This is a genomic window from Koromonas humicola (assembly GCF_059726255.1).
The window spans coordinates 982,995-999,588 of the sequence record NZ_AP040873.1; the positions used below are offsets into that span (position 1 = coordinate 982,995).

At 58.3% G+C, this 16,594-nt stretch carries 11 protein-coding genes and 1 tRNA gene; 5 read left to right on the forward strand and 7 right to left on the reverse strand.

What is annotated here, in order from left to right:
* Positions 1-236 precede the first annotated feature (236 nt).
* Complete coding sequence (locus AC6IZD_RS04335) at positions 237-3,347, forward strand: Ig-like domain-containing protein (protein WP_497786458.1); 3,111 nt, start codon at positions 237-239, stop codon at positions 3,345-3,347.
* A gap of 70 nt (positions 3,348-3,417) precedes the next feature.
* The gene (uvsE, locus tag AC6IZD_RS04340; protein WP_497786459.1) at positions 3,418-4,473 is read left to right on the forward strand and encodes a UV DNA damage repair endonuclease UvsE; all 1,056 of its coding nucleotides are present in this window, start codon (positions 3,418-3,420) and stop codon (positions 4,471-4,473) included.
* 30 nt (positions 4,474-4,503) lie between these two features.
* Here the strand turns inward: uvsE and AC6IZD_RS04345 are convergent, their stop codons facing one another.
* The 6 genes from AC6IZD_RS04345 to AC6IZD_RS04370 form a co-directional block, all read right to left on the reverse strand.
* Positions 4,504-5,190: an alpha/beta hydrolase gene (locus tag AC6IZD_RS04345; protein ID WP_497786460.1), complete on the reverse strand. Its 687-nt coding sequence runs from the start codon at positions 5,188-5,190 to the stop codon at positions 4,504-4,506.
* A gap of 49 nt (positions 5,191-5,239) precedes the next feature.
* Positions 5,240-5,404: a hypothetical protein gene (locus AC6IZD_RS04350; protein ID WP_497786461.1), complete on the reverse strand. Its 165-nt coding sequence runs from the start codon at positions 5,402-5,404 to the stop codon at positions 5,240-5,242.
* Positions 5,405-5,580: 176 nt separating this feature from the next.
* Positions 5,581-5,656, reverse strand: a tRNA-Ala gene (locus AC6IZD_RS04355).
* Between the two features lie 62 nt (positions 5,657-5,718).
* Positions 5,719-5,895 (reverse strand): DUF5522 domain-containing protein, encoded by a 177-nt coding sequence (locus AC6IZD_RS04360; protein WP_497786462.1) that lies wholly within the window; start codon positions 5,893-5,895, stop codon positions 5,719-5,721.
* The gene (locus AC6IZD_RS04365) at positions 5,895-6,401 is read right to left on the reverse strand and encodes a L,D-transpeptidase family protein (RefSeq protein ID WP_497786463.1); all 507 of its coding nucleotides are present in this window, start codon (positions 6,399-6,401) and stop codon (positions 5,895-5,897) included. The genes AC6IZD_RS04360 and AC6IZD_RS04365 overlap by 1 nt, the downstream gene beginning before the upstream one ends.
* 10 nt (positions 6,402-6,411) lie before the next feature.
* On the reverse strand, positions 6,412-11,499 hold the full coding sequence (locus tag AC6IZD_RS04370) for a DEAD/DEAH box helicase (protein WP_497786464.1): 5,088 nt from the start codon (positions 11,497-11,499) through the stop codon (positions 6,412-6,414).
* Positions 11,500-11,801: 302 nt separating this feature from the next.
* Here AC6IZD_RS04370 and AC6IZD_RS04375 point away from each other — a divergent pair, with 302 nt between their 5' ends.
* Both AC6IZD_RS04375 and AC6IZD_RS04380 read left to right on the forward strand, forming a co-directional pair.
* Positions 11,802-12,638, forward strand: coding sequence for a 2,3,4,5-tetrahydropyridine-2,6-dicarboxylate N-succinyltransferase (locus AC6IZD_RS04375; protein WP_497786465.1), 837 nt, complete (start codon positions 11,802-11,804; stop codon positions 12,636-12,638).
* A gap of 140 nt (positions 12,639-12,778) precedes the next feature.
* Positions 12,779-14,086 (forward strand): dicarboxylate/amino acid:cation symporter, encoded by a 1,308-nt coding sequence (locus tag AC6IZD_RS04380; protein ID WP_497786466.1) that lies wholly within the window; start codon positions 12,779-12,781, stop codon positions 14,084-14,086.
* A 305-nt stretch (positions 14,087-14,391) separates the two neighbouring features.
* Here the strand turns inward: AC6IZD_RS04380 and AC6IZD_RS04385 are convergent, their stop codons facing one another.
* Positions 14,392-15,012 carry a KdsC family phosphatase gene (locus tag AC6IZD_RS04385; protein ID WP_497786467.1) on the reverse strand — a complete coding sequence of 207 codons (621 nt, stop codon included), beginning with the start codon at positions 15,010-15,012 and terminating at the stop codon, positions 14,392-14,394.
* A gap of 44 nt (positions 15,013-15,056) precedes the next feature.
* Here AC6IZD_RS04385 and AC6IZD_RS04390 point away from each other — a divergent pair, with 44 nt between their 5' ends.
* Positions 15,057-16,388 carry a hypothetical protein gene (locus tag AC6IZD_RS04390; protein WP_497786468.1) on the forward strand — a complete coding sequence of 444 codons (1,332 nt, stop codon included), beginning with the start codon at positions 15,057-15,059 and terminating at the stop codon, positions 16,386-16,388.
* Positions 16,389-16,594 lie beyond the last annotated feature (206 nt).

Sequence of the window (16,594 nt, forward strand, 5' to 3'; positions counted from 1 at the left end):
CATCGCACCGGGGAAAGTACATTCCTAGGCGCATGAGTTTCAGATACCTTTTCTCTTCCGAAAGTTTCAAAAAATGGCCCGTGCTGATAGTGGCACAGTTTCTTGTTTGCTGGCGTTTGTTGCTGGCGTAGGCGAGAATTCACGATTGTTAATCCTGCAATAATCGCGTTTATCGCTGGCCTCCTCTGTCCGTAGTGTTCGCATCGATTGAAGAACACGCGGGCCCGAGGTGGATCATGAGTAGGTGTTTTGCTCTTTGCAGTTCTCGACCGACTTCAGTTTTCACGCACACCCTGCAACTGTTCAGTCTTTTTGTACTCGCCTCGGGAGTAGCAGTCGCGGCTCCGTGCACCCTGAATCCAACATCGCCTTCAGTCACGATCTGCTCACCGGCAAATGGATCGACGGTCTCGTCTCCTGTTACCGTGGTTGCCGGTACTACTGACAACTCTCATCCAGTCACGGCGATGATCTTGTACGTGGACAATCTTGCCGTGTACAAGGTCACGACCAATCAACTTACGTCTCCGCCCATATCGCTCACGGCAGGACAGCACAACCTTACGGTGAATGCATGGGACAGCAGTGGAGCGGTCTTCAAGAGCACAGTCATCATCACTGTTTCGGGTACTGGGACGTCGCCGGTGTCAGTCGCTGTTACGCCTTCTAGCGTAACCCTCGCCCCGGGCGCACAAGAGCAGTTTGCCGCGACTGTACTCAACACCACGAACACTGCCGTGACCTGGTCGATTGATGGAGTCGTAGGCGGAAACAGTACGGTGGGGACCATCTCTGCTTCGGGACTCTACACTGCGCCCGCTGCCAATGGCACTCACAACGTTGTTGCACGCAGTGTTGCTGACACGTCAAAGAGCGATACTGCCGTGGTCACTGTGACCAGCACCGGTGGCGGCGGAAGCTGTGCCCCCTCAGGTACTTCGCCCTCGATCACGATATGCAGTCCAGCGGCGGGATCTACCGTGAGCAGCCCCGTGCAGGTATCGGCGGTTGGTCTTTCGTCCACCTCGATACAAAAGTTCCTCGTATATATCGACAGTGTGCTTCGGTATCAAACCACCGGCAGCACGCTCAGCACGTCGCTAGATGTTGCCGCAGGAACGCACAACCTTACGGTGCAGTTCTACAACGGCACATGGATCAAGAAGAGTGAGACCTTCACTGTCAGCACGGGCGTGCCGATCACCGTCAGCATTTCACCAACTACGGCATCTGTTGCTGCGGGAGCCACTGAGCAGTTTTCGGCTACGGTAACAGGCAGCACAAACACTGCCGTGAACTGGAGCGTCGATGGCGTCCCCGGCGGCAACAGCACGACCGGCACAATCACCTCCACCGGACTTTACACCGCGCCAGCAGTGTCCGGCACTCACACGGTCAAAGCAACAAGTCAGGCCAGTTCTGCATCTTCGGCTACTGCCCAGGTGACGGTCACTGGAGGGAGCACCGGCCCGTGTACTCCCACCTCACCAGCACCATCCGTGACAATCTGCTCACCGACAGCTGGAAGCAGTGTTTCGAGTCCCGTTACAATTACCGCGGTCGATAGCTCAACAACATCCATTAGCAAGACTCTGGTTTACATCGACAGCGTGCTGCAGTATCAGACAACAGCCAGCAGCGTGAATACCGCGTTGAGCGTTGCCGCGGGCACGCACAACTTGACCGTGCAGTTCTACAACGGTGCATGGATCAAGAAGAGTGAGACGTTCACGGTTTCGGGAACTGGGGGCGGTGGTGGCGGTACCGCGAATGTAACAACGTGGCACTACGACAACGAACGCACGGGTTTGAACCCACAGGAAAGCGTCCTGACTACGTCCAATGTCAAGGCGGGAACGTTCGGCAAGTTGTTCTCCTATCTTGTCGATGGTTATGTCTATGCGCAACCGCTGTACGTCTCCAATCTGACGATCAATGGTGTGAAGCACAACGTGGTCTTCGTCGCCACGGAGTACGACAGTGTGTACGCGTTTGACGCAGACACATACGGCAGCGGCGCTCCGCTGTGGCGCAAATCTCTGCTTCAATCAGGAGAGTCGCCCGGCACCGGAACGATCAAGCCTTACCAGGGAATCACCTCGACACCTGTAATCGATCTTGGTTCAAACACGATGTACGTTGTGTCGGCGCAAAAGAATTCGTCTGGTTCATTCTTCCGCCTACATGCGCTCGACATCACGACAGGGGCAGAGAAACTCGGCGGTCCGGTGGTGATTCACGCTTCGGTACCGGGAACCAACTCTGATTCCGTCAACGGAGTGATCACGTTGACCACCTCGTGTGTGCAGCGTACCGGACTGTTGCTGGTGGACAATTCGGTAATCTTCGGATTCTCTGGATGTCACAGTGGGTGGTTGCTCTCTTATGACGCGCAGAGCCTTGCTCAAACAGGAGTATTCAATTCAAGTCCGAACATCAACGGCTACGGTACGTACGGAGGTGCCGGAGGCATTTGGATGGGCGGCGGTGGACCGGCAGCAGACAGCAATGGCAACGTGTACGTCACCACCGGCAACGGTCCTTACGACAACAGCACATCGTTTGGCGATTCGGTGTTGAAGTTCAATTCGCAACTCACATTGCTCGACCACTTCACGCCATTCGATTGGGCTTTCCTGCAATGCAGGGATGCTGATCTTTCTGCCGGAGGACTGTTACTCATTCCGGGTGCTTCGCGCGCACTCGTCGGAGGCAAGACCGGAAAGATGTACTTGGTCAACACTGACGCATTAGGCGGCGAGCAGGCCAACGATGCGGGCGCAGCGCAATGGATCTGGTTCGAGCAGGACCTCTCGGCTGCGTACACAGCTACATGTACCGACAACAAAGGCACCGTTCTCAGCGGACAGGTCACTGGATATCAGATCTACGGTACAGCCGCTTTCTTCAACGGTTCCGCTTACCTTGGCGTCACACCGTCGGTGGCTTCAGTTCGCGGCCCCGTCCGGCGATTCACGTACTCGGCTGGCGTACTCACACCCAGTTCTGTTACTCCGGACAGCATTGCCCCGAACAGTTATGGAACGACTCCATTCATCTCGGCCAATGGAACGGCGAATGGTATTGTGTGGATCATCGATCACGGCAAGCCTTTGCAGGATCCCGACAACGTTGCTCCCACGCCTGCCGTCCTGCGTGCCTACGATGCTTCTAACCTTGGGGTGGAACTCTACAACAGTAGCCAAAGCTCTGCGGACACAGCAGGATTGGGCATAAAGTTCACCTCGCCCATTGTGGCCAACGGAAAGGTGTACATTGGCACCGGTCAGGATCCAGTTAGCACCTCAAATCCGCGCGGCCGTATCGATGTGTATGGATTGAAGTAACGCGACCTATCTGGCCGGATTGCCTCGTGCGACTCCGGCCAGACATTCTTCCATCGCATCCTACCAACAGATGAATTCATCGAAAACACCACTTCGCCTTGGCTTTCCGGTGAAAATACTTGGCCAGCCCGGATTGAAAACCCACGACAGTCGCCGCTGGCAAAACAATCCTCATCTGCGCTTCTCACTTGGATACCTTCACGATGTTCTGAAGTACCTGGCAAAGCACCACATTTCCATGTACCGCATGTCGTCGGATATAGCTCCTTACGCTACTCACCCCGATATGCCGCAGTTCCACTCTATGGTGAAAGACAGCAAGACAATACTTCAGCAGTTTGGTGCCGCTGCTCGTTCAATGGATCTTCGATTGTCATTTCATCCTTCCCAGTACGTCATTCTGAATAGTCCCGACGAGAAGCTAGTTCGCAAAAGCATATGGGACTTGGAATCGCAGGCCGAGATGCTCGATCTCATGGAAGCCGGACCCGAAGCGGTAATCGTGATTCATGTCGGAGGTATGTACGGAGATCGAGAGAGCGGACGACGGCGTTGGGTTGAGACTTGGAACAAGTTGCTCTCCGAACCCGTGCGTCGGCGACTAGTGCTTGAGAATGACGATCTGCGTTACAGCGCTGCTGATGTTCTGTGGATCCACGAACACACGGGCGTGAGGCTCATCTTCGATTATCAGCACTTCTGGTGCCTCAATCCCGAAGGGCTCGAACTGATTCCGACCTTGCGGCGCATGCTTCGTACGTGGCCAGAAGGAGTCCGTCCCAAGATTCATTTCTCTTCGCCACGAACAGAAATGCGCGAAGTAGAACGACGAAACAAGCAGACAGAGAAGAAGGAAATCGTTCATGTCGCACCTATCTGGACTGGGCATGCCGACTTCGCTAATCCATTTGAGTTCATCTCTTTCATGCGACAGGCGGCGGCAGTCGAATTCGACGTCATGCTGGAAAGCAAATCGAAAGACCTGGCAGTGATAAGGCTGAGGAATGATCTCCTGCGCTATGCACCCGACGTAGCTGCACGGTTCGGGGTGTTTCCAGAACAAGCTTCGGTCTTTGAACGTGATCAGCAGGAAACAATGGAGTTGGAAAAGCAATCGGTGGCGTGAAGGATCGGACCCGGAGTAGTGCGACCATTTCTAGCGATTGGCCGGAGCAAGCCACCACTTCATCGCTTCGTTCACAATTTCGTCTGGGACTGTGTGTCCGCCTTCGAACTCGCGATACGTAGTGTCGTAGTTCCATCCGCGCAACACAGGAAGCATTCGACGACTGCAACGATCGATCGGCAGTATCTCGTCATAAATGCCATGAGAAATGAAAATCCTTGGTGCATCTTCCATGCGTGGCGGAACCATGAATCCCGGTGAGAACGCGATGATGTGCTTGAACAGATCGCCATTCGTAATGCCCACTGTCAGAGCATAAGACGCGCCGTCCGAGAATCCCGCAATGGCCACGGCTCCGGCGTCCACACGACAGCTTTCAAAAGCGTATGAAAGTGCACGATCTAGGAAACGAATGTCGGGCCCGAAGCCGCTGATAAGAACGTCCCACGTGTACTGCCGTGCATCGGGCACCAGCAGGATACAACCGTGCACCTCTGCGGACGATTGCAGCATGCCGATGATGTTATGTGAATCAGCTCCCGAGCCGTGAAGCAGCATCACCAGTGGACGGCTCATGTCTTGAGCGTTTGTCGGAACGTACAAAATGCCATCGCGGCCGCTGCCGATTCCCAAGGGATGCGTGCCTGGTGCGAGGATGTGCGTTGGCGATGTCGGACGTGCGCTCAATTCACCATGCAAATATCTTTGTCTTGTCATTGTGCCAGTTGGTCATGCATGACGAAGAGCTGATTCAGTTTGGGTCAATCTAGCTCGCCTTTCTGCGTGGCTCCCCTGTACGCGTGTCATAAATCTTGTGACCATTCGGACATTCAGGGATCGTGTGTCCCTTGGTGACGTGCACGACTGCATTACAGGATTGGTAATGGAAATCCCCAGTCTCTTGAGCCTTTTCTCCAGCGTGAGCAGGCATCGCTCTCTCCTTTCGGTTCTGAAGCGCTACAAGCGCGACAACACGCACAATCGGATGCATGTGCCCAGAGAGCCGCGACTTTGCTGGTCCCCAAATGAGTCTATTGTGATGACAATTACTTACCGAAAGCAGCGCAGTGGCTGCAGCGGTGAGTTGGCTAAGTTGTTGAGGAGATTTGGTGGACCTGGTCGGGATCGAACCGACGACCTCTTCCATGCCATGGAAGCGCGCTCCCAGCTGCGCCACAGGCCCACTTTGGTTAGGATCGCAATCGCTTGCGACTTATTCATTTTCAACTACTGTGGGCTGATAAGTCAAATGTCACCATCACCGCGTGTTTCCTGTTCTAAAGGCGCTTTTCCTCTGTAAGGGCAATTGCGGCATCCACTGCCACAGCAGAATCCGCGGCGCAAAAGATAGTCGGCAGTGAACACAACACGGCCCCACTCATCCACCGTGTAGTCGAGACCTTCGATCAATTCTTCGGACATCAGGGGCGGATCTCCACTACAGTGCCGTCGGGAGCGGCGCTGTAGAGTTCTTCGATCTCGTCATTCCTGACCGCAATGCAGCCAGCAGTCCAGTCGTGGAGCGTATGGCCGCGTCCGACCCAGCCATAGCCGTTTGGGAGTCCGTGAATCATGATGTCACCGCCCGGGGAAAAGCCGAGTTTGGCTGCATGCGCGCGATCCTGCGCACTGGGGTATGAGATGCGAAGCGAGAGGTGGTAGGAACTCTTTGGATTGCGGCCGCTGATCGTGTATGTGCCTTCGGGAGTGCGTCCGTCTCCTTCGCGCTCTTTGGTACCTACCGAATGCGGGCCGAGCGCGACCTTGTAGGTTTTGATGAGTTTCCCCTGTGACCATGCCTGCAGTTCGCGACGCTGCTTCAGCACGACGATCCGATCGATGGTAGGCAGTGCGGTCGCGCTTGCGTGCGTGGGCAGCAGAGAACAAAGGAGCACGGGAATGGTAAGAAAGCGCCATCGAACTCGCATTCTGGACAGCTTACACCGCAGCTTCGCGCTCGGGTAGATCGTTGGTGGATGCATTTGCGGCAACCATCGTCGTTGGAGCGTCTGAGTGGGAGAGATGGACGCCGTTTCGGAAGCTGACACTACGCGGACCGATGGCGGGAACTCGTTCACCGGGGACGATGATGCCGACGAGGTTCAAGGGATCGGAGGCGGAGATCGTGATGATCTCGTTTGAGGCAGGTAATTTGCGGCTTTCACGAAGACTCTCGACCGCGATGGGCAAAGCGAATTGTTCGCCGACGAAGCCGGAGACAAAACGCCCACCACGAATTTCGGCGCGCGCTTCGAGGCGGCGGAAAGCAACTTGGAGTTCGCGCCACTTCGGAAGGTTTGATTCGCGTGTGAGCACTTCGCGGAAAACGACTCCGTAGCGTCGCAACAGCATCCAGCAGGTGGCCTCGACTCGCTCGGGATCGAGTGCTGTGGGAGCCGCATGTTTACTTGATGAGATCGCATTGGCGTTGTTCGCTTCGAAGCCTTCGTTGTGAGTATTGCCAAGCAGAGACCAGCGTCCTGCGGTATGGCGGGAGCGTTTGCTGCGAGATGTGATCGGCGAAGGTTGAGCTTTGGAGATCAGAGATCGCAGGTTGTCGAAGCCATCGGCGGTCACGAATCCGGCGGCGACAAGTTCCCATAAACCGCGTTCTAGTTCGGGGCGATCGAGTCCGGTGAGGCGCTGGAGATCGGCGAAGAATGAGGCTCCGCGGCGGCGCAGTGTGTCGAGCACACATATGGCGGAGGCGCTTAAACAGCGCTCCTGATGGACATCGTTGGGGCGGGGCTGCATCCATGCACAGTCCTCGCGAAGGAAGAATGTGATGGGCGCAACCGAAGTTGGAACGACCCTCCGAGTCGATAGTCCCGGGTCCTCCAGCGTCGCTGGATGCGGCGAGAGGCGCCCCCATCCAGCGACACCCATCAGACAGAGCTGATCGAGCATGCCGCCATCGTAGTCGGCTACGCGGCGGGCGAGGATGTGGCGTTCCCAAGCGGAGGCGGGGACTTCGAAGCCTTGCAGTTGGCGCAGGGCTTCGAGCAATCCTTGGTCGCCGCGCAGGGCGGTGCCGGGGGCGACGTGTTGCCAGCGGAGGAGCCAATGCATGAATTGGGCCGCCGTTACTGGCTCAATCTGCTTGCGCAGGGTGGCGACGGTGAGGCGGTGGATGCGGGCAAGGAGGCGGCGGTCGCACCACTCAAGCGGTCCGGAGGTGCTGCGGAAGTGTCCGCGAAGGATCGCTCCGGTGGATTCTAGGCGGAGGAGTGAGGCTTCTATGAAAGGGAGCGAAGGATTGCACGACTGTGCAATGGCTTCAGAGCCATTTGTTGCGTCTGGAGCAATGGTTTGTTCTGGAGGTGCGGCATTGACCGTTGTATCAACGCTGAGAAGCCTTGTCAGTTCCTCACTGGTTAATGGTCCGGTGTGCTGCATCCATCCGAGCAGGGCGCGGTCGAGAATTGTCTCCGGGGAGGGGGCTTCCACGCCGAGTTGGGGAGGCTCGGGGGAGAACGATAGATCGCTATATATCGATGCAAGGTGCTTGGATTTTTCGGAGGCGACCCAGAACTCGCGGTGTCCGACGAAGGCGCGGACGGCGCGGCGGGTGGAGACGAGGTCGGTCATCCAGCGGGAGAGGTCAGAGGGTGGAGATGCGAGGCTTACCCCAGAGATGCCAACCGAGGGCGAATGTGAGACACGGGGTTCGGAGGAGGGATGAGAGGAACTACCCCACCCTCCGGAAGCGTGGGGCACCCCGCGTTGTAGATCATTGATATTTGTGAATGTATCGGAAAACTGGAGATGGGGCGCTGAGGGTAGGGGTCCTTCGCTTCGCTCAGGATGACACTCAAAACCCTGAGGTCCTGCGCTGCGCGCAGGATGACAACTAAAAACACTGCTTTGCTCAGCCGATGACCTGATTATACCTGCGGGGAAGAGGATGAGGGTTTGGAGGAGGTCGTGGAGGTCGTCGGGGTCGCGCGGGTCGGGGCGCGATTCTTCGATGACTTGGGCGATGGCCGCCGGGTCGAGTTTGCCAGCTTCTTCGAGGACGGAAGCAGGAAGGGTGCGGCGGAGCTGTACGGCGCGAGCGCGGCGCTCCTCAAGTGGAGCGTCGTCGAGGAAGGCGTAGGGATTGGCGTTGAGAATCTCGTGCGCGAACTGCGAGGGCACAGGTGTGTCGATGGCGACGGTTTGGATGCTGCCGTCGCGAATGCATTCGAGGACGCGGCGGAGGCCGTCGATGTCCATTGCTTCGTGCATGACGTCCTTCATGACTTCTTCGACGAGCGGGTGGTCGGGGACCTGGATTTCTCCTTCGATGTTTTCGAAGCAGGCGGCGACGTCGGGGAAGACGGTGGCGAGGAGGTCGTCGCCGCGAAGGCGCTGGATATGGGCAGGGATCTTGCGTCCGTTGCGGAAGCGGAGAAGGGCGAGGGAGCGATTGGCGTCCCAGCGGAATCGTGTGGCGAAAATAGGCGAGCCGGTGAGGACGGCTTGCTGGAGGACTTCCTCTACGGTTTCGGGCTGGAGGAAGTGGAAGACATCGGCAAGCGGAAAGCTGTGCTGCTCGGCGAGAGCGATGTTGATGCCGTCATCGGTGGCGGCGGCCTGAAGTTCGAAGTTGAAGCTGCGGCAGAAGCGCTTGCGGAGAGCGAGTCCCCAAGCCTTGTTGATGCGGGCTCCGAAGGGAGCGTGGATCACGAGCTGCATGCCTCCGCCTTCGTCGAAGAAACGCTCGGCGATGATGGTGCGCTGCGAGGGGATCGCGCCCAGGACGGTGCGGCCTTCTTGGATGTAGGCGGTGAGCTGGCGGAATGATTCGGGGTCGAGGAAGGAGAGGTCGTTGTTTGATGCAGGCGGCGTGCTGTCCCCACACATGCCAAAGGAGGGCATATGTGGGGCACCGGAGAGTTCTGAATTACTCCAGGCTCGGGCGTTGCTGGAACGGTCGGGCACACGCGTTGGATCGATATTTGTAGATGTTTTGGGGAAGATGGTGGCAAGGGCTAGGGGTCCTTCGCTGCGCTCAGGATGACGTACTAACCCGTTTACCTCAGGAGCGTCGGCGGAATCCGGGTGCTCAGGATCAAGGGACTCGCGGAGGTGGCCGACGTGGGCGGAGAGTTCGAGGGTGCGGCCGGGGGCTTCGCCGCGCCAGAAGGGAATGGTGGGGGGAAGGCCGTGAGCGTCTTCGACGAGGACGCGTCCGGAGTTGGACTCGACGCGGTGGACGCGCCAGCTTGTGTTGCCGAGCAGCATGATGTCGCCGGCGTGAGACTCGATGGCGAAGTCTTCGTCGAGGCTGCCGATGACGGTTTCCTCGGGGAGAGCGACAACGTTGTAGAGCGCAGTTTCTGGAATAGCTCCGCCGGAGGTGATAGCGGCAAGGCGCGCGCCGCGGCGGGCGCGCAGGCGATGGTTGACCTGATCGCGGTAGAGGTAGGCTCCGTAGCGTCCGCGTTTGGCGCTGATACCTTCACTGAGCATGACGAGAACTTTGTCGAATGCTTCGCGGGTGAGGTCGCGGTAGTTGCGAGCGCGGCGGACGAGGGAGAAGAGCGCGTCTTCGTCCCATTCGTCGGCGGCGCAGCAGGCCACGATCTGCTGGGCGAGGATGTCGAGCGGAGCTTCAGGAATTATGAGGCGGTCGAGGTCGCCCTGGAGGATGGCGCGGATGATGGCGGCGCATTCGACCAGTTCGTCGCGGGTGGTGGCAAAGAAGCGGCCCTTGGGCGTGGCTCCGCGCCAGTGGCCCGCGCGGCCGATGCGCTGGAGTGCGATGGCGATGGCGCGGGGAGAGCCGATTTGGCAGACGAGATCGACGTTGCCGATGTCGATGCCAAGTTCGAGCGAGGCGGTGGCGATGAGGATGCGGCACTCGCCTTGTTTCAGGCGGCGTTCGGCCTCGAGGCGCAGGTGGCGCGAGAGCGATCCGTGGTGGGCGGCGACGTTGTCCTCTCCCATGCGTTCGGCGAGGCGGTGGGAGATGCGTTCGACGAGGCGTCGTGTGTTGACGAAGACGAGGGTGGAGCGGTGTTCGAGGGCGAGTTGCTCGAGTCGGGCGTAGATTTCGTCCCACATTTCGTTGGAGGCGATGGGCCCGAGTTCGGTGGAAGGGAGCTCGATGGCGAGGTCGAGCGGGCGGGTGGAAGGGATATGGACGACGGTGGGGGTGTGGTGAGGTGGATCGATATGTGTCGATGAATCAACTGGGACGGGCAGTGGGTTCCCACATTCGCCAAACGAAGCTGGTCTACCCGGTGTGGGGAGTTGAGTTGGCAGAGATGCAGGCGGTGTGCTTACCCCACACATGCCAAAGGAGGGCATATGTGGGGCACCGGGCTTAGCAAAATCGCTCTCAGGATGACGCTGAAAGGCAAGATCGACGGCGTTGCCGCTGAGGAATTCGGCGACGAGGGAGAGAGGGCGCTGGGTGGCGGAGAGGCCGATGCGGTTTGGGCGTTGGCGGGTGATGACGTCGAGGCGCTCGAGCGAGAGGACGAGGTGAGCTCCGCGCTTGTTGTTGGCGAGGGCGTGGATCTCGTCAACGATGACGGTGCGGACGTCGCGGAGGAGTTCGCGGCTGCGGGCGGCTGTGAGCAGGATGTAGAGCGATTCGGGGGTGGTGACGAGGATGTGCGGCGCGGTCCTCAGCATGCGGGCGCGCTCGCGCGGAGGCGTGTCTCCGGTGCGCACCATGGTGCGGATGCCGGGCATGAAGTAGCCGCGCTGGGCGGCGAGTTGCTGGATTTCGAAAAGCGGCTGGTCGAGGTTCTTCTGGACGTCGTTCCCGAGGGCCTTGAGCGGAGAGATGTAGAGGACTTGCGTGCTCTGGCCGAGGCTGCCGTCGAGCGACTGGCGAACGAGGGAGTCGATGCAGGCGAGGAAGGCGGCGAGAGTTTTGCCGCTGCCGGTGGGAGCCGAAATCAGAGTGTCACGATGAGCGAGGATGTGCGGCCAACCGGATGTCTGCGGCTCAGTGGGCGTGCCGAAACGCGAGATGAACCATTCGCGCACGACGGGATGCGCCCAGGAAAGAAGGTCATCTGAGGTCCCCACAGAGGGATTGTAAATCAATGTTTCGCGAGGTTGCGCGAGGTTTCACAAGGTTTCACTGGAGGAGAGTGGAGAGGGCAACAAGTAAGAGGGAAGAGCAACAACAACCCCGGGGAATGGTGGCCGAAAGGCCTTTGAGGCAGCAGTGAATGTTTGGGCAGCGCTGGAATGCTTCGCTTCGCTCAGGATGACACCCCAAAGCACAATCGACCTCCTGAGACTCAGGATCCGACTAGAGCCAACATTTACTTTCAAGAATTGAAACCTGTGAAACTTTGAAACCTTGCAGTTATACTTCATCCACTATGAACAACTTACGTTTTGAGATCGAGCGGCTGTTTGCGCTGGGAATGGATGCGAAGAGGGAGTGCGGGGCACTGGAGACCTTCAAGCAGTTCCGCGAGGAACTGTCGCTGGGCGAGATTCGCGCGGCGGAGAAGCGCGATGGACGCTGGGAAGCGAACGTTTGGGTGAAGCAAGGAATTCTGTTGGGGTTTCGGCTGGGCGCGGCCGAGGAGACTCATGCGGGCGATGTATTTACATTTGTCGATCGACACACGTACCCGGTGAGGCATTTTCAATCGCGAGATGGCGTGAGGATTGTGCCCGGCGGGTCGACCGTGCGCGAAGGAGCGCACCTCGCGAAAGGTGTGATCTGCATGCCTCCTATGTACATCAACGTGGGCGCGTATGTGGACGAAGGGACGATGGTGGATTCGCACGCGCTGGTGGGTTCGTGTGCGCAGATTGGAAAGCGCGTGCATTTGAGCGCCGCTTCGCAGGTGGGCGGTGTGCTGGAGCCTGTGAACGCTACTCCGGTCATTATTGAAGACGATGTACTGGTGGGCGGCAACTGCGGCATTTATGAAGGTACGCAGGTGAGGCAGAGAGCGGTGCTGGGCTCGGGCGTGATTCTGACGAGATCGACTCCGCTGTTTGACACGGTGCGCGGCGAGATTTATCGCGCGACGGAGACGGAGCCACTGGTGGTTCCGGAAGGCGCGGTCGTAGTGGCCGGAGCAAGGGCGATCACGAAAGGCAAAGCGAAGGATTGGGGTTTGAGTGTGTACACGCCGGTGATTGTGAAGTATCGGGATGAGAAGACGGAGGCGGGCGTGGAGTTGGAGGATTTGCTGAGGTAAGGCAAGGTTTCAAGGTCTCGCGAGGTGAGCGAAGTTTCGCGAGTTTGAAGATCAAAGGCCAATGCAAGAGCAAAGGCAACTACCCCGCCCTAGCGTAGCTAGGATGGGACACCCTGAAGCGATGGTGATTTGAGCGGCGGATGATTCATCAGGTAGGGAGTTGGGTGGTTTGGGTGGGTGTAGCGTGGCTTTGGCTGCGGTGGGCGGCCATTGTCGCTCTGTTTGTTTATGCCGGGATGCGGCGGACGCTGACCACGTGGATTTTTGTCTGCATGGTGGCGGGAGCGGAGATTGGGTATGACGCTCCGGCGCTGGCGCTGAATCTGCGCGTGCTGAGTTTGATCTTTCTGCGGCTGATCAAGACGATTATTGCCCCCCTGCTGTTTGCGACGCTGGTGAGTGGGATTGCAGGGCACGCGGATTTGAAGCGCGTGGGGCGCATGGGCGTGAAGGCCATAGTGTATTTCGAGGTCATCACGACTTTTGCTCTGGTCATCGGACTGTCGGCAATTCATTTGTCGCAGGCGGGAGTCGGTATTCATCTGACGGGGGCGGCGAGTGAGGCGCTGCCGACGCAGAAGCTGACGCTGGTCGATACGCTTCTGCATGTCTTTCCGGAAAACATCGCCAAGAGTGTGGCCGAGGGCCAGGTGCTGCAGGTGGTGGTGTTTGCCGTGATGTTTGGAATTGCGCTGGCGATGGTTCGCGAGGAGCGGCGCAGGCCTTTGCTGGCCGTGGTGGAATCGTTGGCCGAGACCATGTTCAAGTTCACGAACATCGTCATGCTGTTCGCACCCATCGGGGCGGGAGCGGCGCTGGCGTACACGGTGGCTTCCACCGGACTGGGCGTGCTGGGCAACTTGGCGAGGTTGCTGTTGACGCTATATGGCGCGCTGGCGGTTTTTGTACTCGGGATTCTGTTGCCGGTGGCTCTGATTGCGGGCGTGCCGCTGCGGAGATTTGTAAAGGCTGTCACTGAGCCGGTGACACTGGCGTTTGCTACGGCGAACAGCGAGGCCGCACTGCCGATTGCGATGGAGAAGATGGAAGGCATCGGAGTTCCGCGGCAGGTGGTGGCCTTCGTGATGCCTACGGGGTACAGCTTCAACTTGGATGGGAGCACGTTGTACCTTTCGCTCGCGGCGCTGTTCGTGGCGCAGGCGGCGGGAGTGCATCTTTCGTTGGGACAGCAGTTGTTGCTGATGTTGACCTTGATGCTGACGAGCAAGGGTGTGGCCGGGGTATCCAGAGCATCGCTCGTCATCCTACTGGGCACGGTGAGTTCGTTCGGGTTGCCGACAGAGCCAGTTTTCATCCTGCTTGGGATCGATCAGTTGATGGATATGGGACGGACGGCGGTCAACGTACTCGGGAACTGCCTGGCAACCGTAGTGGTGGCGCGGTGGGAAGGGGAGTTTGCCGTAGCGAAAGCTGCGGCAGCCAAGTAGGTTTCGGCAGGCGAACTCAGGGCAAAAGGATGTGAAGTCGTAGGCTGAGGGCCGAGTGGCCGTCAAGTTCAACCGCCCCACTCAAGCCAACAGAGAGCTTGAATGTGCCACCCTCGACAGTAAAGAGGGATTGAATCGGGCGCGGGACGTGCATACTCCAGAAACATTATTTGTGGGACAACTTTTTTCCGCGAGGTGTGTCTAAGGTATACAGAGCCTCCTGAAACGGACACGTTCTCAGGGGAAACGGTGACCCACCGGCTGAGTAGGCCGGTGGGATTTTTTTTGAACTTCCGACGACAGGGTTACTGGTGCTTTTCGGCGGCGGGAGTGCCGTTGGATACATAGGCATCGACACAGCGCGAGAGCGAGCCCTGGGCTTTGAGGATGTACTCGACGGCATCGCGCACGGCACCTTCGCCTCCGCGATGGTCAGTGATGACGTGGGCTTCGTCTTTTACGTCTTCGCGGGCATTGGCAACAGCAAAGGCGAGTCCGCATGCGCGCATGACGGGAAGATCGATGATGTCATCGCCTACGTAGGCGACTTCTTCGGGACGTAGCTTCTCTTTGCTGATGATTTCGTGGAAGGCGGCGAGTTTATCGGCAGCTCCCTGGTAGACATGCTCGATTTTTAGATCACGGGCGCGAAGACGAACGGTCTCTGATATACGCTTGGTGATGATTCCGGTCTTGAGTCCACCAAGGCGGGCGAGGGAGAAGGCTGTGCCGTCGTGAGCATTGAAGCCTTTGAACTCGACCATGCCTTCGCTGGAGAGAGCGACGCCGCTTACATCAGCTTTGCTTTTAGTGGCGGGACGAGGGATGCCGCCGGGAAAAGGGAAGAGGTAAATAGTGCCATCGGTCATTACGCCATCGACATCCAGCAAGATGAGCTTTATTTTTTTTGCACGAGCCTTGGACATGGCGGGATTGTAGCATCTGGGAGAGAGCTGTCTTAGTGATGTTTATGCGAACTGGAACGAAGTGGAAGACGGGAGTGCTCGTACTGCTGATGGCGCTCTCGATTGTGTGGCAGAGCGGAGCGGCGCAAGCACGCGTCAAGGGAAAGCGCAGGCCAAAGAAGCCGGCCAAGGCTTCGGCGCCTGTGGTTTCGCGAGCCCAGGTGGAATTGTCGGAGCAGATGGTGCGCAACGCGTACGCAATCGGCCGGGGCGTGCCCATCAAACAGCGCGTATCACTGATGACAAGGCTGCTATACACGATGCGTCCGGAAATGATGGCGCAGGAGAAGAAGCAGTGGGCCGAGGAACTGTTTTTATTGGCGCAGCAGTTGCCGCGCAACGAGGCAGTCGAAGTCGATAGCGCGAGGAACTCGGCAATTGCCACGGCAGCCGCGCGCGTGGCCGTCTATGACGCAGACCGCGCGTTGGAATTGCTGGACTCATTGCCTTCGCAACACGGTACGCAGGAAAATCCGAGGACCATGGCGGCACGGTTGGTGTTTGCTGGATACATGCAGCATCACCCCGCGATGGGAGCGCAAACGCTACTGGCGCATGCGAAGAAGTGGGGCGAGCGTGGCGGGTTTCCGTATGCCGCAAGTGCGACCTGCGTAGCGAGGCTGAGGACGAACGAGGCTGCTTCGGAAGACTTCTTCAGGCAGGTGCTGGCAATTTTCAAAGGCGGGCACGAGGGCATTTACGGCGTCGCGGATTTTGCGTCGTTATTGCAGCAGTCGGTGGCCATGGATGCAATCTCCGAAGCATCGGCGGATGAGGCTGGGCGAAGCATCACGTCGCAATTGAGAAAGCTGACCGAGAATCCGGACGTGGCGCTCACTGCCGATCAGAAGGCGATGGTGGTGGAAGCCATGGCGGACGTGAGGAATTCGGCTCCGAAGACATACGAGGAAGCGCGGAGAACGGCACCATCGGTTCTGGCCGTGAAGGCGGATCGAGTTGCGCCGCGTGTGGAGATTCCGAAGGTCGACTTGGGATTGCAGTCGGCGTTTCGCGAACTGGCAGAAGCAATGAGAGAAAAGCGCGGGCCGGAAGCTATACAGCAATCGACTGCGCGCGGGTTGCAGTTGGTGAATGCGAAGTATAGCGCGGGTTCGTGTGCGGACTGCGCATCGCCGGATGCACAGTCGTGGGCGTTGGTGTCGCTGGCTGCTTATGGCTCACCGATGACGATTCAGAGCCAGCTGAATGCGATCCAAGATCCCTTCTGGCATGCATATTTCCTTGCGATCGCGGCACAGCAGGTGGGGCAACCGACGAGGGTTGCTGATCCTACTGCGAGGAAGATCGCGGAAAAGGAAGAGGCGGAGCCGGAGTAGGTCTCGCGAGGCTTCGCGAAGTAGGAGTGAAGGCTATAGGGTCCTTCGCTTCGCTCAGGATGACACCTCAAAGCAAGTCAACTATCCCACCCTAAACTCGGAAAACACGAGTTTAGGATGGGGCACCCTGTACGCCTTCTGGTGTGCCCTCCTTCTTTGGTAGTTCCTTCCTGTGGTTTCTTGTGGCGTTTCCCTCCTGAGGTAAG